General features: G+C 34.0%; 20 protein-coding genes. 8 read left to right on the forward strand and 12 right to left on the reverse strand.

Annotation, left to right across the window (positions count from 1 at the left end; translation table 11 throughout):
- The first annotated feature begins 23 nt into the window (after nucleotides 1–23).
- Together BHX94_RS05950 and BHX94_RS05955 are read left to right on the forward strand one after the other, a co-directional pair.
- Nucleotides 24–917: a TIGR01777 family oxidoreductase gene (locus BHX94_RS05950; protein ID WP_111745304.1), complete on the forward strand. Its 894-nt coding sequence runs from the start codon at nucleotides 24–26 to the stop codon at nucleotides 915–917.
- Entirely contained in the window at nucleotides 907–1278 is a 372-nt protein-coding gene (locus BHX94_RS05955) for a YbgA family protein (RefSeq protein ID WP_111745305.1), read from the forward strand. Before BHX94_RS05950 ends, BHX94_RS05955 begins: the two co-directional genes overlap by 11 nt.
- A 13-nt stretch (nucleotides 1279–1291) precedes the next feature.
- Here the strand turns inward: BHX94_RS05955 and BHX94_RS12820 are convergent, their stop codons facing one another.
- From BHX94_RS12820 to BHX94_RS05965, 3 genes are all read right to left on the reverse strand, one after another.
- Nucleotides 1292–1465, reverse strand: coding sequence for a hypothetical protein (locus BHX94_RS12820; RefSeq protein WP_170120774.1), 174 nt, complete (start codon nucleotides 1463–1465; stop codon nucleotides 1292–1294).
- An 82-nt stretch (nucleotides 1466–1547) separates the two neighbouring features.
- Complete coding sequence (locus tag BHX94_RS05960) at nucleotides 1548–2879, reverse strand: MBL fold metallo-hydrolase (RefSeq protein ID WP_111745306.1); 1332 nt, start codon at nucleotides 2877–2879, stop codon at nucleotides 1548–1550.
- Between the two features lie 20 nt (nucleotides 2880–2899).
- Nucleotides 2900–5386 (reverse strand): FAD-dependent oxidoreductase, encoded by a 2487-nt coding sequence (locus BHX94_RS05965; protein WP_111745307.1) that lies wholly within the window; start codon nucleotides 5384–5386, stop codon nucleotides 2900–2902.
- A 152-nt stretch (nucleotides 5387–5538) separates the two neighbouring features.
- On the opposite strand from BHX94_RS05965, the gene BHX94_RS05970 reads away from it, so the two are divergent.
- The 3 genes from BHX94_RS05970 to BHX94_RS05980 are packed head-to-tail and all read left to right on the forward strand — an operon-like array spanning nucleotide 5539 to nucleotide 6853.
- The gene (locus tag BHX94_RS05970) at nucleotides 5539–5799 is read left to right on the forward strand and encodes a metal-sensitive transcriptional regulator (RefSeq protein ID WP_096077637.1); all 261 of its coding nucleotides are present in this window, start codon (nucleotides 5539–5541) and stop codon (nucleotides 5797–5799) included.
- A gap of 5 nt (nucleotides 5800–5804) precedes the next feature.
- Nucleotides 5805–6101, forward strand: coding sequence for a rhodanese-like domain-containing protein (locus tag BHX94_RS05975; protein ID WP_111745308.1), 297 nt, complete (start codon nucleotides 5805–5807; stop codon nucleotides 6099–6101).
- Nucleotides 6101–6853, forward strand: a complete 753-nt coding sequence (locus BHX94_RS05980; RefSeq protein ID WP_242446661.1) for a sulfite exporter TauE/SafE family protein — start codon at nucleotides 6101–6103, stop codon at nucleotides 6851–6853. Before BHX94_RS05975 ends, BHX94_RS05980 begins: the two co-directional genes overlap by 1 nt.
- Before the next feature lie 24 nt (nucleotides 6854–6877).
- On the opposite strand, the gene BHX94_RS05985 is transcribed toward BHX94_RS05980, so the two are convergent.
- The 8 genes from BHX94_RS05985 to BHX94_RS06020 form a co-directional block, all read right to left on the reverse strand.
- Nucleotides 6878–7570 carry an ABC transporter permease subunit gene (locus tag BHX94_RS05985; RefSeq protein WP_096077640.1) on the reverse strand — a complete coding sequence of 231 codons (693 nt, stop codon included), beginning with the start codon at nucleotides 7568–7570 and terminating at the stop codon, nucleotides 6878–6880.
- Nucleotide 7571: 1 nt separating this feature from the next.
- Nucleotides 7572–8411 carry an ABC transporter ATP-binding protein gene (locus BHX94_RS05990; protein WP_111745310.1) on the reverse strand — a complete coding sequence of 280 codons (840 nt, stop codon included), beginning with the start codon at nucleotides 8409–8411 and terminating at the stop codon, nucleotides 7572–7574.
- Nucleotides 8412–8492: 81 nt separating this feature from the next.
- On the reverse strand, nucleotides 8493–9521 hold the full coding sequence (locus BHX94_RS05995; protein ID WP_242446662.1) for a LytR/AlgR family response regulator transcription factor: 1029 nt from the start codon (nucleotides 9519–9521) through the stop codon (nucleotides 8493–8495).
- A 175-nt stretch (nucleotides 9522–9696) separates the two neighbouring features.
- Nucleotides 9697–11697 (reverse strand): catalase, encoded by a 2001-nt coding sequence (locus BHX94_RS06000; protein ID WP_111745311.1) that lies wholly within the window; start codon nucleotides 11695–11697, stop codon nucleotides 9697–9699.
- A gap of 256 nt (nucleotides 11698–11953) precedes the next feature.
- Nucleotides 11954–13348 carry an amino acid permease gene (locus BHX94_RS06005; RefSeq protein ID WP_111745312.1) on the reverse strand — a complete coding sequence of 465 codons (1395 nt, stop codon included), beginning with the start codon at nucleotides 13346–13348 and terminating at the stop codon, nucleotides 11954–11956.
- Nucleotides 13349–13547: 199 nt separating this feature from the next.
- Entirely contained in the window at nucleotides 13548–13841 is a 294-nt protein-coding gene (locus BHX94_RS06010; protein ID WP_111745313.1) for a HesB/YadR/YfhF family protein, read from the reverse strand.
- Between the two features lie 87 nt (nucleotides 13842–13928).
- Entirely contained in the window at nucleotides 13929–14999 is a 1071-nt protein-coding gene (gene buk, locus BHX94_RS06015) for a butyrate kinase (RefSeq protein ID WP_111745314.1), read from the reverse strand.
- A complete protein-coding gene (locus BHX94_RS06020; protein WP_111745315.1) occupies nucleotides 14999–15832 on the reverse strand; it encodes a phosphate acyltransferase in 834 nt (277 codons plus the stop codon). The genes buk and BHX94_RS06020 overlap by 1 nt, the downstream gene beginning before the upstream one ends.
- A 339-nt stretch (nucleotides 15833–16171) precedes the next feature.
- Between BHX94_RS06020 and BHX94_RS06025 the strand changes: the two genes are divergently transcribed.
- From BHX94_RS06025 to BHX94_RS06035, 3 genes are all read left to right on the forward strand, one after another.
- Nucleotides 16172–17473 carry a PepSY-associated TM helix domain-containing protein gene (locus BHX94_RS06025; RefSeq protein ID WP_111745316.1) on the forward strand — a complete coding sequence of 434 codons (1302 nt, stop codon included), beginning with the start codon at nucleotides 16172–16174 and terminating at the stop codon, nucleotides 17471–17473.
- 122 nt (nucleotides 17474–17595) lie between these two features.
- Nucleotides 17596–18300, forward strand: a complete 705-nt coding sequence (locus BHX94_RS06030) for an AzlC family ABC transporter permease (RefSeq protein ID WP_111745317.1) — start codon at nucleotides 17596–17598, stop codon at nucleotides 18298–18300.
- Entirely contained in the window at nucleotides 18297–18620 is a 324-nt protein-coding gene (locus BHX94_RS06035; protein WP_096077649.1) for a branched-chain amino acid transporter permease, read from the forward strand. The genes BHX94_RS06030 and BHX94_RS06035 overlap by 4 nt, the downstream gene beginning before the upstream one ends.
- A 50-nt stretch (nucleotides 18621–18670) precedes the next feature.
- On the opposite strand, the gene BHX94_RS06040 is transcribed toward BHX94_RS06035, so the two are convergent.
- Nucleotides 18671–19186 carry a PepSY domain-containing protein gene (locus BHX94_RS06040; protein ID WP_165958615.1) on the reverse strand — a complete coding sequence of 172 codons (516 nt, stop codon included), beginning with the start codon at nucleotides 19184–19186 and terminating at the stop codon, nucleotides 18671–18673.
- Nucleotides 19187–19214 lie beyond the last annotated feature (28 nt).

A 19214-nucleotide genomic window follows, 5' to 3' on the forward strand; every position in this document is an offset into this window, starting at 1 on the left:
ACCAATACTGATGGAGGTTGCATATGAACATTTTAATTACAGGCGGTACAGGACTAGTAGGTTCAGCTCTTATAAACACTATTCAGCAAAAATATAAACATGCGCATATTTATATTACAACGAGAAGCGATAAACAAAGCTCGAATGGCATCAGCTATATCAGCTGGAAAAAAGATGATTGGTATAAGGCAGTACCACAATTAGATTTAGTAGTTAATCTGGCTGGGGCATCTTTAAATAAGAGATGGACGAAAGAACATAAAGAAACGATCATCAAAAGTCGTATTGAAAGTACTGAAAAGCTTATTCCGTTATTTGAATCTCTCAACAAGAAACCTTTCTTTATATCAGCAAGTGCGGTAGGTTACTATCCAGCTGCTAAATCATTAACTTATGACGAAACAAATACATTCTTACCATTTGATTTCTTATCAAAGACTGTTTATCTATGGGAACAAACAGCTCGAAAAATTGAATCTTTAGGGGTAGAAACAGCAATCTGCAGATTTGGGATAGTTTTTTCTAACCAAGGTGGGGCATTACCTTTGATGATAAAGCCTTATCAATTCTTTGCAGGTGGTAATATTGGTGATGGACAGCAGCCATACAGCTGGATCCATATCGAGGATCTTGCAGAAAGTATGCTTTATATTTTTGACAAACAATTAACAGGTATATTTAATATGACTTCTCCTCAACCTGTAACACAACAACAGCTCGGAACAGTAATCGCGCGTGTTATACACCGACCACACTGGACGAAAGTACCCAACAAAGTAATGGACATCGTACTAGGAGAGCAATCCGTAATGGTTACAAAAGGACAAAGCGTATTACCTCATCATCTATTGCAAGCTGGATATACATTTAAATATCCTAACGTACAGTTAGCTCTGGCGCAGTTGTATGGTGAATAAAGAAGGAAAGAAAGCAGTTGAAAATCTGTGGCGAAAAGAAAAGTATAAAGTGATGTACTATAACCAGAATCAATATAACTCTATTCGTCAACTGATGCGTGAACAACTGGATGATATACACATATTAGAACAGATTATTTATGAAACATATCGCATGACACCAACGCGAGGCTCGAAGTTAAATAGCTATCAGCATATGTGGGGATATTTTAAAAAAATTGCTACTGAAGATGAAAAATCACAATATCAAACATTTATTCAAAACTTTGATAGCAACGAATCAGAACTTCATATTTTACTAAAGCAACTTGCTGAAAAATATGATGTACAATATTTAAAAAACAGCAGCATCTTATTTTAAAGATGCCGCTGTTTTATTTTATATTAAATTGCTGTTTTAATAAATTTACATCCTTTGTCCAGAAGTAGCGAACATGATTTGCCTGGTACGCAACCTGAATTAAACCATTTGTCATCCAGGCAGATAATAACTCAAAAGGCACACCCATCGCATAAATTTCTTCATCTGTCACAAAATCTTTGTGCATAATATCCCTCTTTAATTGTATGAATTAGTTCATATTTTCAACTACAATACAATTAAAGTCAATATTATAAAGATAATTTATTTTACTGTTTAACAGCACTATATCCACCTTTAATATTTATAATATCGTTATATCCTAATTGATGTAACACACTCACTGCTATCGCACTTCTGACACCTGATTGACAATGAACATAAATTCTTTCATCTTTTTTAAATGGTATTTCCTCTTTTTCTAATTTACCAAAATGCACATGTTTTGCATTATCAAAATGTGATTCTTGCCATTCCTGATTGTTGCGTACATCCAAAATATTAATTTGTGAATGATCGATTGATTTGAAATCTTGTGGTTCAATTTGATTCATTGATTCACTAGACGCATTTTTAATGTAACCAATCACATTATCAAATCCTATTAATTTTAAGTCATTTGCTGCGTTCTGAACTTCTTCGAACGAACCGATTAACTGAATCGGTGTTTCGTAGTCCAGATACCATCCTACAAACCCTAAAAATTTACTGTTATAAGGCACATTAATGCCGTCACTTAAGTTATTTAGGTAAATTTCTTTCGCCCTTAAATCCATGATCTTTACACCGTTAAATAAATTTTGTAGTGGTGGTACTACTGCATTATCCGTTAATGCTACACCATCGCGATTCATATGTTTCATTTCTTTGAAATAATATGGTGGTTCTGGTTGTTCACTTGTTAATGTTTTAATGAAAGTTGCTTCATCTTTAATTTGAAATGCCCAACTCTTTTCACGTTCATACCCTAAAGTTGTTACCGGAACTGAACCAAGTGATTTACCGCACGCACTGCCTGCACCATGTCCCGGCCATATTTGAATATAATCTGGTAATTCATCCATCTTTTTAAGTGATTCAAACATTGCTTTTGCACCGATTTCAGTAGTATCTTTTATACCAGCTGCTTCTTCTAATAAATCCGGACGACCGACATCTCCTACGAAGATAAAGTCTCCAGTAAAGAGTCCCATCGGTACTTCTGTTGCATTATCAAACAACAGAAAACTAATACTTTCAGGCGTATGTCCTGGTGTATGGATCACTTTAAGTTTTACATTGCCGACATTAATAATATCGTCTTCTTTTAGTAATTGATAATCTCCATTAATATGCTGATATGACCAGTCATCTCCACCTAATGCAGAGACAAATGCTTTAGCATTTAACGTTTCATTCGCTTCTCTTAACCCGGAAGCAAAGTCTGCATGAATATGCGTTTCAGTTACTTTATTAATCGTCAGCCCTTCTTGCTCTGCAGCTTCAATATAAGGTGTAAGATCTCTCAGCGGATCGATGATGATTGCTTCTCCTGTCTTTTGACAACCTACTAAATAAGACATTTGTGCTAATTGCTGATTAAAAAACGATTTAAAATACATTGTTTTACCTCCATTATCAATTAAATAAATAAGTTTAAGTTTGCTTTTTCAGTATCACCTAAGTATGTTGCTACACCACCATATTCAACACCTTCAATTAACTCTTCACGTGAAACAGCCATAATATCCATACTCATTGTGCAGGCTACCATCTTGATGCCCATACTTTGCGCTTTTTCAATCATCACTTCTAACGAATCTACTTTCTTCTTATTCATAACATGTTTAATCATTCTAGACCCCATACCACCCATGTTCATTTTAGAAATAGGTAATTTTCCTGCATGTTTCGGCATCATTTGACTAAACATTTTATCTAAACCTTGTTTATCTACTTTTATTCCTGGACGTTTGATTACATTAAGACCCCAGAAAGTAAAGAACATCGTCACTTCTTTACCCATAGAGGCAGCACCAGTTGCTATAATAAATGACGCTAAAGCCTTATCTAAGTCTCCGCTAAACACAACCATTGTAGCACCAGTCTTAGTTTCAACTAATTGGTGACCATTACTATCGTCCATCACATTCACTGGTAGACTCTGACCTTTTTGAATAACGGCAACCACTTTACTTCCTTCTGTCTCATTCTTCACAACTGTATTGCCTGTCACTTTAGCCCATGATTCGATATCTTGACAGAAACCGAAGTCTGTAACGTGGATTTCTAGTTGTTCACCATCCTGCATACCATCTAAATTTTCTTTTACTTTTAATATTGGACCTGGACATTGCAATCCACTTGCTTCTACAAATCTTCTATCTTCTCTTAATGTCATTTGATTCACCTTTTCATTTTGTTCTGTAAAGTTTATATTTTCTTCATTATTTTTATTTATATTCGCCTCATCTTTAATTTGAGATGAGTTTGATGTATTTTGTGGTTGCGATAAGTAATTCTGTTTATATAATTTGTAACCACCATCTAAATTAATAACATCGAATCCTTCATTTTTTAAAATACGGGCTGCATTATATCCACGTTGTCCAACCTGACAATAAATAACAACCGGCATTTGCTTATCAATTTCTGATAAACGCGTTCTTAACTCACCTAACGGTATATTTTTAGCATCTTTAATATGTCCCATTTCATATTCAATAGGTTCTCTTACATCGATAATCTGATGTTCAGTATCCTCAATTTCACTCACCTGCATCAATTTCATGTTATCTTCTAATACATTTTGTGCAATATATCCAGCCATATTCACCGGATCTTTTGCAGACGAGAATGGTGGAGCATATGCAATTTCAATACGTTGTAAATCTGTAACTTTCTGGCCAAATGTAATCGCACTGGCAATTAGATCAATACGTTTATCTATACCTTTTCGTCCAACGATCTGTGCTCCGTAAATCTCTCCTTCTGGAGAAAATATTACTTTGATTGTCATCGGCGTTGCACCAGGATAATAACTTGCATTAGATTGACCAGACACATGAATAACATGATATTGTTTTCCTAAAGTTTTTAAAACCTTCTCATTTAAACCTGTACTCGCAACATTCAGGTCGAACACTTTAGCAATCGCTGTACCAATCGGATTGAATTTCTCGATTGTTTTTCCATTTAAATGATCAGCAAGCAATCTGCCTTGTCGATTAGCAATCCATGCAAGTGGAATGTGAGCATCTTGTTCACTAATCGCATGCGTTACTTCTGCAACATCACCAATGGCATAGATTGATTCATCCGAGGTTTGGAATACGTCATTTGTCTTAATTGCTTTCTTCACACCTAAATCTAATCCTGCTTCCTCTGCTAATGTAGATTCCGGTATTACCCCAATGGCCATAATGATCATATCAGCATTCACAACATCACCATTACTTGATACAACAGTGTGCTCATCTATCTTCTCTATCGATTGCTTCAATCTTAAATCTACACCTTTACTGATCATGTGGTTATGAAGCTCAACTGCCATATCCATATCAATACCCGGCATCACTTGTTCACCTAACTCAAATAAGGCAACATCTAAATCGATTGCTTTCAAGTTCTCAGCCATCTCTAAACCAATGAACCCTCCACCGATGACTGCTGCTGACTTCACATTATTTTCTTTAATATGTGCAATAATTTTATCCATATCCGGAATATTTCTTAATGAAAAGACATGCTCAAGATCCGCACCTTCAATTGGTACTTGGATAGGTTTTGCACCCGTTGAAAGTATTAAGACATCATATGCCATTTCACTTGGTTGTCCATCCCTCTCAATCGTAATTATTTTGTTTTCTCTGTTAATTGCTACAACATTTGTATCTGTCATAACATTGATATTCATTCTGCTTTCCATAAGTTCTGGTGTCTGAATCAATAATTTACTTCTATCTTTTATTTCATCGCCAATGTGATATGGTAATCCACAATTAGCAAAAGAAACGTAGCTACCTCTTTCGATTAAAGTAATATCGTCCTGTTCATTTAGTCTTCTTAAACGTGCTGCTGCTGAAGCACCACCTGCCACTCCACCAACGATCACTATTTTTCTGTTCATTAATTTTTCCTCCTTAGTTAAATACCTATAGGGGTATATTAAACTATATATACCAACATGTCAAATACCCCACCCCCTATATTTACAATTGACAAAAATACCCCATTAGGTATATAGTAATAGACATTACAAAACAGAAAGAGGTTATAACTATGGAATACGATAAAAGTGCCATGAACAGACTTAAGCGTATACAAGGCCAATTAAATGGTGTTATTAAAATGATGGAAGAAGGAAAAGATTGCAGAGACGTCGTGATGCAGCTTAGCGCATCTCGTAGCGGGATTGAACGCTTAATTGGAGTGATTGTTAGCGAGAATTTAACTGAATGCGTTAAAGAAAGCGTTAAAAATAATGAAGATACAGATGAACTTGTAAAACAAGCTGTTGATCTGTTAATAAAAAGTAGGTAATTAAAATGACAAACTATCAAACAATTAATGTCGAAACATTAAAATCACTATTAGACCAGAAAAAAATCAATCTCATCGATGTGAGAGAAGTTTATGAATATGAAGAGCATCATATTCAAGAAGCAGTTAATATACCCCTATCAGTATTAGCAGAAAATACTGATCAGTTCAATAAAGGTGAACACTATCACATCATTTGCAGATCAGGTAACCGAAGTGGGCAAGCTTCTCAGTATTTAAGTGGTTTAGGAATAAAAACGACTAATGTAGATGGTGGCATGCTAGATTGGGAAGCTTTATAGTGGCATTTATATTATTTGCTATTATTGGAGCACTCGGTGCATTCCTTTCAGGGCTTATTGGTATTGGTGGTGCAATTATTATGTATCCGATGCTACTATTTATTCCACCAGTATTTAATATCGATATGACACCAACGGCAGCAGCAGGTCTCACTGCCGCTCAGGTATTCTTTAGTACATTAAGTGGTAGTATTAGCCAAAGAAAAAACGAAAACCTTAATTCTTCTATTATAATACCGATGAGTATCGGTATTCTTTCAGGAAGTATTACAGGCGCATATGTCGCATCGGTATTTGATGAAAGTATCATCAATATCGTGTATACATTTCTCGCTATTGTGGCGGTCATCCTTATGTTTATTAAAGTGAACCCAAATGACACGAATGCAAAGTATAATAAAATAGCATTATTTATTGTAGCTGCATTAATAGGAATATTATCAGGAATTGTAGGTGCTGGAGGAGCATTCTTAATCGTTCCGATCCTGCTTACATTCTTTAAAGTACCCTTTAGAGTTGTTGTTGCTAATAGTATCATCGTTGCTTTCGTATCATCAATCGGCACATTCTTCACGAAATTCATAACAGGCAGTGTCGATATTGAACATGCATTACCGTTAATTATCGCCAGTTTAATATTTGCTCCACTTGGCACGAAAGTATCTAAACAAACAAACCAAACAGTATTAAGATATATACTGACTGCTTTAATAATCATCGCAGCGATTAAGATGATTATGGATATAATATAAAAGAGAGCCGAATGGCTCTCTTTTTTAATCGATTGAGTTTTTCTTGAACAAAAATGCTGTGATAATAAACGAAATAAGTGTCCAAATCCCAATAATAATAATATGTTTTATATCATTATTTTGAGCTAATAAGTCATATTGCGCTGTAGGACTATAACTATTGAGTTTCACAAAGAAATTATCTTTATCAAACCCCATATTAGAGAAGGTTGGTGCCATTGCAAATAAAAATAGTACTGGTAAATAATATACACTAGTTTCAGATACATTCTTAACTGCTAAACCTATAGCAATTCCTATAAATAGGAAAAATAAGAATAATAGAATAAATCCTATAATCATTTTTCCATTTGTAAGTACACTGACATCTATAATTATTAGGCTTATAAAAATCGTAATTATAGTAAAGAAACTCACTACTAAACTTTTGCCTATAAGAATATCCAACATCGATGCAGGGGAATTAACAAGTCCCCTTAAGGTATTCTTCTCTTTTTCTTCAGCTATCATTGTCATCATTGTTCCAGTCAAGACTGCCCCTAAACAAATTGCAATCATTAATATTGCCAGACTTTTCCCCCCCTCTCCTTGTAAAGGAGTTTTACTAAATATTAAAGACATTACAATTGGCAATATCGGCATCGTTAGTAACATCATATTTCTCATAAATTCTTTGAAATCTTTCTCTGCAATTGCCATTACTCTGTTCATTTTCATCTTAAACAAGCTCCTTTCCAGTCACTTTAATAAATACTTCGCCTAATGTCGGTTCGTTTGTATAAATACGTTTCACTTGTTTCGTATTGAGTAAATCTGTAATTTGCATTACATCTTCTTTATGCACTCTTTTCTTCTCTAAATTATTCATTTCCACGGTAATTGTCTGATCTGAATGTTGATATCTCAAATTATCTGGTGTATCCAGTGCAATAAGTTTTCCGTTATTAATTAACGCAATGCGATCACATAAACTTTCCGCTTCATCCATATCATGCGTTGTTAAGAATATAGTTGTTCCACTTTCTTTTAATTTTAATAAACCTTTATGAATATGTCTTGTCGTATTTGGGTCTAAGGCTGAAGTTGGTTCATCCAGGAATAATAGTTTAGGTTGATGGATTAGAGCCTTTGCAAGCAGTATTCTTTGACGCATCCCTTTCGATAACTTTTTAACCACTGTTTTCTTCTCATTTTCTAATTGTACAAATGAAAGTACTTCATCAATTCTATTTACAGGCTGCTTATAAAGTCCTGCAAACATTTTTAAATTATCAAATACTGATAACCTTTCATAAAGCGCACTATTATCTGAAAGTATCCCAATCTGTTCTCTAAACTCTGCTGTTTGAAGTGCTTTATCTTTATATTTAAATACTTGAATGCTACCTTCTGTAATAGATGTTTCTCCTGTTAGCATCTTAATCGTCGTTGTCTTTCCTGAGCCACTCGGTCCAAGAAGACCAAATATCTCACCTTCATTAATATTTAAAGATAAATGATTTACTGCTTTTTTACTGTAGTACATCTTTACTACGTCATTCATTTGTATAAGTGTCATAAAAATAGCCTCCAATCAATTTGTTACCCAAATTGTATTAGAGACTATGATTCCTCACTATAAAATGTACGTCAAATGTACTTAATTTTCCGCGAACTGTACCGTATGACTATTAAAATATCCTTGAATTTCTTTCACTTTGTTACGTGATAAAGGTACAAATGTATTTTCCAACCCATCTATTTTAATCGAATATGAATTCTTCGACCAAGTAATCATCTCTATTACTTTCTGCAGATTGATAATATAAGAACGATGACATCTATAGAAACCATATACTTTCAATTTTTCTTCAAGTTCATTTAAAGTGTAATCCGCTTTAAATGATTCGCCATTGAAATGAATATTTACTTTTCCTTCTGCTCCTTCAATATAATCGACATCTTCAGGATTAATAAATAGCGTTTTATCTTCTGACTTGACGGTTATTCTAAATACGTTACTACGGGAGAAATTCGAATTTATTTCTTGGGAAATATTTTTTTGATTGTGCTTATTTATCACACTATCTAGCACATCGCTATTATTAAATGATTGATCAGATTGTTCTTTTTCAACTGAATCATCTGCTTCGTTCGATTCTTCTCTGTCTTCATATACTTCTAAACGTTTTAATTGAGATCTTTTCACCTGATAAATTTCATTTGATAATAATAATCCATGGTCTAAATATGAAAGAATATGTAGAATTTTACGTTCAGCATTAAATTGTGAGAGTACATTTAGGATTGTATCAACTGTCTCCACTTTTAAATTATGTAATATATCTTTAAAAATGATAAATTTATTATCCTGTACATATGCCAAAGCTACTTTCAGTAACACAAATTCATCATATTCTAATTTCTTTACTTTAACATTGCTGTATTCAAGTAACATAAACTGTCGTAAAATATCATCTATATTATAGGTTGCACCGAACCATCTCATATAAAATTTTAATTGTTCTTTCACTGTTAAACGTTCATGAAAAGGTGTATTGAAAGTTTCTATCCATACATCTCGTTGATTAAAATAAGCTATAATTTCTTTTTGTTGATTCATATTTGAAACAATAGATGCATGATTCTTGAAATCTAATGTTTGTAAATGATTAATTAAGTCAGTCATACATCCTCCCAATAGTAGTATGTCATAGGAAATATATAGATACTATAAATCTATTATACATTAATCGTGATGTACATATTGAATTATCAAACATCAAAAAAAGCCTGTGAATTCACAGGCTTTAAAAGTAACTTAATTAATCATTTTTATTTTTTCTTTCATTTTCAAATATTTATTATAGTTTTCTATCCCAATGTCTTTGTACTACAAGCGCAACTAAATATTTATTTGCATCATCGCTCAATTCAACAATTCCTGGTTGTGCTACATCAACAGCAGTCTCTTCCATCGCTTTAGCAACAGATGCATCATAACCGATTGTTTTAAAGTGACGGTTAGCTGCTTCAATGAAATCTTTCACTTGCGGTAATAACGGTGTTTTAACATCCAATACAATCAGACCGTCGAATAACGTAGAATGTACTGTATCAAATGTTTCAGACACTTTCAATTCACCTAATTTAAATGCTTTCTCGCTCACTAATTTATAATTAACTTTATTGTCAGCAAGTGTTGTTAATAGTTTTTTGATTTTAGCTTCATCTGATTGTTCAGTTACTAATACTGCAACAGATAATGTATCTAATTTTTTAACTGTATTTTCCATGCTTAATGCTGGAGATTTTTTATCTGACTTAACTTCTTCATCTGCAGTAGGTGCATCAACACCAATTTTTTCAGCAATTTGAGTCGCTAAGTCTTTATCTACTTTATTAATATTGGCAACCGCATTTTCTTTTACAAAGTCATGCTTACACTTACCTAATTCAAAAGCAAATCCATCTCTTAGATGTTCTTTTTCCGGTTGCGTTAAGCTATTATAGTATAATTTTGCTTGTGCATAATGTTCTTTAAAACTATCACTTCTTGCACGTACTTTATGCGCATCTATCTTCTCATGATATGATTCAAATCCACCTTCTTCAACTGGTGTTGTATGTGGATTGTTATTATTGATCGCATTGTTATGGTAAGCAGTTTGTCCCTTATGCACAAACATTTGATGCATACCATCACGTTGGTTGTTAGCAAACGGACATACTGGTCTGTTAATCGGTAACTGATGGAAATTCGGTCCACCTAAACGTGATAATTGCGTGTCAGTATATGAGAATAATCGCCCTTGTAATAATGGATCGTTACTAAAGTCAATTCCCGGTACAAGATGTCCAGGATGGAATGCAACTTGCTCTGTTTCTGCAAAGACATTATCTACATTGCGATTTAAAGTCATTTTACCAACGCGTTTTACTGGCACTTCTTCTTCTGGCCATAATTTCGTTGGGTCTAGTATATCGAAATCAAATTTAAATTCATCTTCTTCAGGTAAAATTTGAAGTCCTAGTTCCCACTCAGGATAATCACCTTTATCGATAGCTTCATATAAGTCTTCACGATTATAATCTGAATTCTTACCCGCGATGATCTGCGCTTCATCCCAAACGAGTGAATGCGTGCCGAGTAATGGTTTCCAGTGAAATTTCACAAAGTGTGACTTTCCTTCTTTGTTGATTAAACGGAACGTATGCACTCCAAATCCTTCCATTGTGCGGAAGCTCTTTGGTAATCCACGATCACTCATGGTCCACATCGTCATATGAGTTGACTCAGGGTTTTGTGCAAAGAAATCCCAGAACGTGTCGTGAGCAGTACCACCTTGAGGAATTTCATTATGTGGTTCTGGTTTTATTGCGTGTACTAAGTCCGGGAATTTAATTGCATCTTGAATAAAGAATACAGGAATATTGTTACCTACTAAATCATAATTACCTTCTTCAGTATAGAATTTAGTCGCAAATCCACGTGCATCACGTACTGTATCATTTGATCCTTTTGAACCTTGTACAGTAGAGAAACGTACAAATACAGGTGTCTTTTTAGTTGTATCTGTTAAAAACTTCGCTTTTGTATATTCACTTAAATCTTCATATAATTCAAATTCTCCATGTGCTCCATAACCACGTGCATGCACAATTCTTTCAGGAATTCTTTCGTGGTCAAAATGCGTCATTTTTTCTCTGAAATGAAAGTCTTCTAATAAGGTTGGTCCACGTTCTCCAGCTTTAAGAGAAAATTCATCCTCAGCCATTTTTAAACCTTGGTTTGTCGTTAACGGTGTATCTTCAGAATGGTCTCTACGAAATGCTTCCAACTGCTTATCTTTTTCATTAGTCATTGTAGTGCCTCCTATATTATATTTACATACAAATTACTTATTCCCATTTCAAATAAACAGAAACATTGTACACTTTATATATATAAATAAAAAAATAAAAAATTGCATTTTAATTGTAGAATACAATTCCTATCTCATTTTCAAAATCTCTTTATATTTTTTTATTTAATTTTTTAATATTTTTATATAAAAAACCGTCCATTTTAGCTTGAGCTAAAACGAACGGTTTGAAAATATATTAATTTGCTGTTCTTAATTATTTATCTAAGAAGTTACGACCTTCATCTAATTTTTGGAATCCTCTTAAGAAGTATACACCTGCCATAGCTGATAAGAAGATAATACCAATAATAACTGATACACGTGTTTCATCATTAATTAACATTCCGATTAATACCATTACTAAGAAAGCAATTGTTATATAGTTCGAGAATGGCGCGAAAGGCATTTTAAATGGATGATTTTCAGCTAAATCAGGTCTTTGTTTTCTGTATTGTAAATGACTGAATAAAATCATAAACCATGGAATCATACCTGGCAGGATAGATGCACTATAAACATATACGAATATATTTGCTGCGCCATCAATATACATTGGTAATACTACATTTAAAATCACGCCAATGAAGATACCGATCGAAATCGTAAGCACAGCATAAACTGGTACACCATTTTTCATAACTTTCGCAAATGCATGCGGCATTTTACCTTCATTTGCTAATGTGTAGATCATACGGCTTGAACTGAAAATACCTGAGTTACAACCAGACATTGCTGCTGTAATCACTACGAAGTTAATAATTGCTGCTGCAGCTGTGATACCAACTTTAGCAAATGTCGCTACGAACGGGCTACCTACGTTACCTAATTCATCCCATGGATAAACAGTTACGATAACAAAGATTGCACCAATGTAGAAGATTAAAATACGCCAAATAATACCATTGACTGCTTTTACTACGTTTTTCTGTGGATCTTTCGTTTCACCTGCAGTAATACCGATTAATTCTACCCCTTGGTAAGAACCTACTACCATTGAAAGTGCAAAGAAGAATCCTACGATACCTTTAGGGAAGAATCCACCATGTTCCGTTAAGTTACCAAATCCAATAGGATTACCATTGTTACCAAATCCAAATAATATAATACCTAAACCGGCTACAATCATTAAAACAATTGTTACAATCTTAATCATTGCAAACCAGAATTCGAATTCTCCGAATGCTTTAACTGAAGCCATATTCGCTAATGCTAAAGTCACAATTACGATAATACCTGGAATCCAGGTAGGTAAATCCGGCCACCAATATTGCATATATTGTCCAACAGCGATTACTTCACTCATACCAACTACAACCCACTGGAATATATTTGCCCATGCTGTAACATAACCAAACACCGGGTGTAAGTATGTTGAAGCATAATCAGCAAATGATCCTGTTGTAGGGAATAAGTAAACTAATTCCCCCATCGCACGCATTACTAAAAATAAAAATAATCCAGCAACTAAATAAGCTAAAATTGCTGACGGTCCTGTCCATTTAATCGTACTTGATGCACCCATGAATAAACCTACCCCAATGGTACCACCTAATGCGATCATTTGGACTTGTCTTGAACTAAGACCCCTCTTTAAATGATTGTCTTCCATTTTTTCTATCCCCTTTTGTTTTTTAAATATAAAAACATTCTTTACTATTCTGAAATTATACTATAATTTCAGAATAGTAGAAGTATTATTTATAAACTTTAGGAGAACATGAAAAGGGTGCAAGGAAAAACCCTTACACCCACGTGCTTTAACGCTTTAAACTTTTTAAAAAAATTATTTTTAAATAGATTATTTCCTTTTATTTTTTATAATCGTAAGCAACTTCTTGTAATTTTTCATCATATTCAATATATAAATCGTAATCTTTGAAAAACCACTCATCCATTTCGTTAACGTAGAAAATAATGCCATCTGCTTCAATTTTTGCAATTGCTTTATCATAATCCGGATCTACTGTAAATGCTAAAGAGTGACTCTCCTGAATCTTGCTTGATCCATAAATTTTCGCAAAGAATTTAACTGCCTGCCCCGCTTCTAAACCAACCTCGTCTTTGAACCATTGCAATGCTTTATCTGAAATATAAATATTCATATCGTACCTCCCATATTAAGTCTTTCTGAAGAAATTATATCATCTGACTCATATGAAAGTCTTAAATTAAGTTTTCATATAAAATGATCAATATGTTAGCGCAACCTCTTTACCCTTCAATACACGCATTACACCTTCGTATAAAGCGAGCAACTCTTCTTCACCTGGCATTACTTTAACTTCAGAAATCCACTCAACGTGTGATTTTATGTTATCAACAACATACTGGGAATGACTCACGCCACCTGTTAAAATGATATAATCTACATCACCTTTCAATACAGCTGCCATTTCAGCAATACCTTTAGCAATCTGATAACACATACCATCAAAATAAAGCTTTACTTCATCATCTCCGTTTAGAGCTTTTTGTTCAATCGTTTGAATATCAATTTCACCTAAATAAGACTTCATACCACCTTCTCCAGCTAATATTGATTTCACTTGTGAAATATTTAACTGTTCTTCAATAATGAGCTTCGCAAAATTTATTAACGGGAGTTGACCGGTACGTTCCGGTGAATAAGGTCCTTCGCCATCAAATGCATTGACGCAATCAATAACACGCCCTGACTGATGTGCACCAATGGAAATACCTCCACCGATATGGGTAACAATCACATTAGCATCAAAATAATCCATGCCTTCTTCGGCTAACACCTTACGTGCCACAGCTTTTTGATTTAGTGCGTGAAATACACTACGACGTTCGATACCTTTAAATCCTGAAATGCGTGCGAGATCTTCAAATTCATCAACTACAACCGGATCTACTGTATATGCTTTCACACCGTAATCACGCGCAATATCATTAGCGATGATTGCACCTAAATTTGAAGCATGCATGCCATATGTACCAGAGCGAAGATCATTTACCATCTCTTCATTCACTATGTACGTGCCTCCAACTATTGACTTCATCAGTCCACCACGGGCAACAACTGCTGCTAAATCTCCTGGATAAATATTATGAGACTCTAAGAAAGTACGTAAACGCTCTTCTCGCATCTCAATTTGATCCATTACAGTATCATACTTTCCAATCTCATCAACAGTATATCTAAAGATACTTTCGTCTACACAATTATCACTACAATATAGAGCAACCTTACTAGAAGTTGAACCTGGATTAATAACTAATATGTATTTTCCGTCCATTATAAGTCCCTCACTTGTCGCACTGCAAAGTCTAGAGCGTACATTTTACTTTCTGTAGAATCACTGCGTGAAGTAAGAACGATCGGGACTTTTGCCCCCACAATTGTCCCTCCAATTACAGCATTCCCTATTACTGAGAAAGCTTTATATATTACATTACCAACATCAATTGTAGGTACTACTAAGATATCTGCATCTCCTTGAATAACCCCGTCATACCCTTTATGATCTGCAGCTTCCTTAGAAGTAGCTAAATCAAAAGAAATAGGACCAGCTACAAGTGCATTTTCACTACCTTTAAATAATGAAACGACCTCACTTGCTAATACTGAAGATGGCATCTTCGGATTAAATGTCTCTGCAGAACTAATCATAGCCACTTTAGGTTGCGAAATACCTATGCGATGCGCTACATCAATGGCATTATCAGCAATTTGCTTTAACTGTTCAGAAGTTGGTGTGATATTCATTGCAGCATCCGTTAATAATAACTGCCTGTTATTTCCCGGTAAATCAACAAGCGCCACATGAGATAACACGGATTGACCGCAAAGATTATATTCTTTTTGAAGTACTTCTTTTAATAGCGTACGCGTTTGAACCATCCCCTTCATAAGCACTTGGGCATCTCCAGTTGCCGCCATTTCTACAGCACGTTTAACAGAATCTCCCTCTGTTTCACATTGCTCATACACCCATACATCATTTGAATCAATATTCTCTTCTGTATCAAATACGAAAAAAGATACAACATCTTTATATAATTGTTTCGCTTTTGTTATCACTTCTAATATCTCTGGCCTTGAACCACCAGGAATAGCTACCTTAATCATCTATATTCCTTCTTTCTGATTATAACCTAGTACTAAGACTAGATAATATTTTTGTTCGATAGTATTTTCTCACATTCGAAAATAGATGTAAAGGAAACATACAATGGTAGTTCTATGTAAAATACAACTTAATTAATTTTAATGTTCATGGATCTTCTTTTATAATGTTTAATTTACATAATAAAAAATATGAATGAAGACGATTATTTAAATATTTAACAAAAATTTATACACAAAATTTTCATATTTCTGACCTATTATTTTCACAATCTTGTGATTTTATTATATGTACTTTATGCTAATATTTATTTTAACTTGTGAAAATATGGAGGAAAGTTTGTGAAAAAGTATTTTAATAATGTGTTTTGGAGATGGCATTTCTATGCAGCGATTTTCATTACACCGCTACTCATTACATTAAGTATTTCAGGCATCATGTATTTATTCTATCCAGAAGTAGAAAACAAATTAAATCACGATCTGTTGTTTGAACAAACGAATAAGCCAGAACAATCGCTTAATGATGGTATCAGTGACATACTAAGTAGTCATCCTGGGTATCATGTTATGAAGATTAGTTTCCTAAAAGGCGATTACAACACACGTGTATCCATAATGGGACCTGATGATGCTTCTAAAGTTGTCTATCTAGATCATCATAACCAAGTAAAAGGTGAAATAGAACCTTCTAAATTATTTTCAAATTTCTCACGTGAAATGCACTCAAATCTATTAACTGGTAATACCTTTATTAATTATTTAGTGGAGCTTGCGAGTTGCTGGGCAATATTCCTGATTATTACAGGATTGTTCATGACTTTCTTCCGTAAATATATTACAAACAGTGCTTCAAAAATCAAACGTAAAAATCAAGCGAAATTCCACGCAATGCTCGGTACAGTTTTAAGTATTCCGTTATTACTGATTGTGTTAACTGGATTACCCTGGTCAGGATTTATGGGTGCAAAAATTTATGACTTTGCAGTCAATCATTCATTTGTCGGTTACCCTGAATCCGTAAAGTCGCCACCGGTATCTAATAACGAAATTGCATGGGCAACCCGTGGTGAACATACAAATTCAAAATCTCATGATGGCCACAGACTACCGATTACCCATATTAATATGATTGCGCAAGAGGAAGGATTTAAGAAGCCATATAGTATCACTGTACCGATGGATGATAAGGGGACCTATGTATTATCTAAAGCTGCTGGAACAGGTGTGACTGGTCTAGATGCAAATCCACTAGAAGAACGCACTATTCATCTTGATCAATATTCTGGAATGAAACTTGCGATTTACGACTTTAATGACTATGGCATACTTGCGAAGTTTATAGCAGTCGGTATCCCACTTCATGAAGGGAATTTATTTGGGCTAGCTAATAAAGTAATCAACTTATTATTTATTGTTGGTTTACTCACATTAACTTTCTTTGGTATTAAGATTTATTTTATGCGCAAACAAAAAGGTAAACTATCAACACCCATGGCACAGCCTTATATGAAATATACTTGGTTTTTCGCAATATTACTTATTCTAATGGGAATATTAATGCCTCTATTTGGCGTCTCACTCCTAATCATTACATTTATCGAACTCATTTTATTGATGCGCAACAAGAAATATGCGATATAAAATAAAACTCATCAAGTAGCTGGATAATTCCAGCTACTTTTTTAATTTTCAAACAATTGTGATTGTGTGACATCATTTATTCATGTAAGATAAGTCATAATATATTGTACGGAGCTGATTGTATGGATCAAAACAGACATAAACTCGCATTAAAGGTTGCATTTCCACCTACTATCCCAATCTTAACTGGATTTATCTTTCTCGGAATGACTTTCGGTATATATATGCATTCTTTAGGACATCCAATATGGATGGCTGTTCTTATGAGTGCTTGTATTTTCGCTGGTTCTATGGAATTTGTAGCAGCAACGATGCTGATTGGTATCTTTAATCCGTTTAGTGCTTTTATACTTGCACTTATGATCAACGCACGACATCTATTTTACGGGATTGCAATGCTTGAACGATTTAAAGGTACCGGGAGAAAGAAATGGTATTTAATATTTGGTATGTGTGATGAAACATTCGTAATCAATCAAACAATATCCATTCCTAAAAATGTCGACAAAGGATTAGTTATGACGTATGTTACGTTATTCAATCATTTATACTGGGTAACTGGTTCCTTTCTAGGAAGTATTATTGGGGGCTTTATTACAGTTGATTTGGAAGGTTTAGAATTTGTAATGGCAGCACTCTTTTTAATTATTTTTCTTGAACAATGGTACAAAGGTGGAAGACGCTTTTCAACACTAGGCATAATCATTTCAATTGTCTGTCTATTAATATTTGGTACGTCTTACTTTGTACTACCTACAATGCTAATTATGCTAATCATTTTCATTGTCTTTAAACGTCCTTTGACGAGAGTTGGTGAGCGCATATGACAATAGCAGAACAGCTGATTATTATCTTTTCTGTTACAATCGCTACAATGTTAACCCGCTTCTTACCTTTCATCATATTTAAAGACGATAAACCATTACCTGAGCTTATTGAATATTTAGGTCGTGTATTACCTCCCGCTGTATTTGGATTACTTGTAGTATATGCATTAAAGGATATTAAATGGAGTTTACCTTCTGCCAATATTCCCGCAATACTTTCGATAACTTTGATTATCGTATTACATTCATGGAAACGTAATATGCTTTTATCTATCGCTGTAGGGACGTTATACTATATGTTACTTATTCGATTAATCTAAACAGAAAAAGCTACAATTCTTATCGAATTGTAGCTTTTTCTATATTATGATTAAGCATCTTGTTTGATGATTTCTTTAGTCTTAGCATCGATTTCAAATTCTTTTGATTTTCCATCTTTAACTAGTTCTACGTCATATTTCACTACGCCGTCATCTTCATCTAAACTCCACTCTTTCACATCTCCGTTGTATTCTTTCTTAGCAACTTCAATGATATCTTCAACTGGCGTTACATCTTTATAATTGATTGTTGTTTCTTTGTCATTTTCTTTTTCTGATTCTTTTTTAAGTACTTTGTTACTTACAGCATCAACTGTCACTTCATGAGATTCATTTCCATCTCTTAAATTAACATCATAAGCCCATTTTTTCTCTTTATCATCATAGTCAAAAGAGATACTTTCAAGATCACCTTTTACTTCTTTTTGTGCTGTTTCTATTGCTTGAGTCGCATCCGTCTTTACTTCGCTATAATCAACTGATTTATCATCTTCATTGCCACAAGCACCTAATAATAATGATGCACCTAGCACAAGTGCTGAAGATTGTTTTATATATTTGTTCATCATATTCACATCCTTTTTGAGTTATTAA

This window comes from Macrococcoides bohemicum, from assembly GCF_003259675.1.
Taxonomy (GTDB): domain Bacteria; phylum Bacillota; class Bacilli; order Staphylococcales; family Staphylococcaceae; genus Macrococcoides; species Macrococcoides bohemicum.

What these genes read in the sequence shown, in the direction of transcription:
- BHX94_RS05950 (WP_111745304.1), top strand. Translation starts at nt 24, where the DNA reads ATGAACATTTTAATTACAGGCGGTACAGGACTAGTAGGTTCAGCTCTT.
- BHX94_RS05955 (WP_111745305.1), top strand. Translation starts at nt 907, where the DNA reads ATGGTGAATAAAGAAGGAAAGAAAGCAGTTGAAAATCTGTGGCGAAAA.
- BHX94_RS12820 (WP_170120774.1), bottom strand. Translation starts at nt 1,465, where the DNA reads ATGCACAAAGATTTTGTGACAGATGAAGAAATTTATGCGATGGGTGTG.
- BHX94_RS05960 (WP_111745306.1), bottom strand. Translation starts at nt 2,879, where the DNA reads ATGTATTTTAAATCGTTTTTTAATCAGCAATTAGCACAAATGTCTTAT.
- BHX94_RS05965 (WP_111745307.1), bottom strand. Translation starts at nt 5,386, where the DNA reads ATGAACAGAAAAATAGTGATCGTTGGTGGAGTGGCAGGTGGTGCTTCA.
- BHX94_RS05970 (WP_096077637.1), top strand. Translation starts at nt 5,539, where the DNA reads ATGGAATACGATAAAAGTGCCATGAACAGACTTAAGCGTATACAAGGC.
- BHX94_RS05975 (WP_111745308.1), top strand. Translation starts at nt 5,805, where the DNA reads ATGACAAACTATCAAACAATTAATGTCGAAACATTAAAATCACTATTA.
- BHX94_RS05985 (WP_096077640.1), bottom strand. Translation starts at nt 7,570, where the DNA reads ATGAAAATGAACAGAGTAATGGCAATTGCAGAGAAAGATTTCAAAGAA.
- BHX94_RS05990 (WP_111745310.1), bottom strand. Translation starts at nt 8,411, where the DNA reads ATGACACTTATACAAATGAATGACGTAGTAAAGATGTACTACAGTAAA.
- BHX94_RS05995 (WP_242446662.1), bottom strand. Translation starts at nt 9,521, where the DNA reads ATGACTGACTTAATTAATCATTTACAAACATTAGATTTCAAGAATCAT.
- BHX94_RS06000 (WP_111745311.1), bottom strand. Translation starts at nt 11,697, where the DNA reads ATGACTAATGAAAAAGATAAGCAGTTGGAAGCATTTCGTAGAGACCAT.
- BHX94_RS06005 (WP_111745312.1), bottom strand. Translation starts at nt 13,348, where the DNA reads ATGGAAGACAATCATTTAAAGAGGGGTCTTAGTTCAAGACAAGTCCAA.
- BHX94_RS06010 (WP_111745313.1), bottom strand. Translation starts at nt 13,841, where the DNA reads ATGAATATTTATATTTCAGATAAAGCATTGCAATGGTTCAAAGACGAG.
- buk (WP_111745314.1), bottom strand. Translation starts at nt 14,999, where the DNA reads ATGGACGGAAAATACATATTAGTTATTAATCCAGGTTCAACTTCTAGT.
- BHX94_RS06020 (WP_111745315.1), bottom strand. Translation starts at nt 15,832, where the DNA reads ATGATTAAGGTAGCTATTCCTGGTGGTTCAAGGCCAGAGATATTAGAA.
- BHX94_RS06030 (WP_111745317.1), top strand. Translation starts at nt 17,596, where the DNA reads ATGGATCAAAACAGACATAAACTCGCATTAAAGGTTGCATTTCCACCT.
- BHX94_RS06035 (WP_096077649.1), top strand. Translation starts at nt 18,297, where the DNA reads ATGACAATAGCAGAACAGCTGATTATTATCTTTTCTGTTACAATCGCT.
- BHX94_RS06040 (WP_165958615.1), bottom strand. Translation starts at nt 19,186, where the DNA reads ATGAACAAATATATAAAACAATCTTCAGCACTTGTGCTAGGTGCATCA.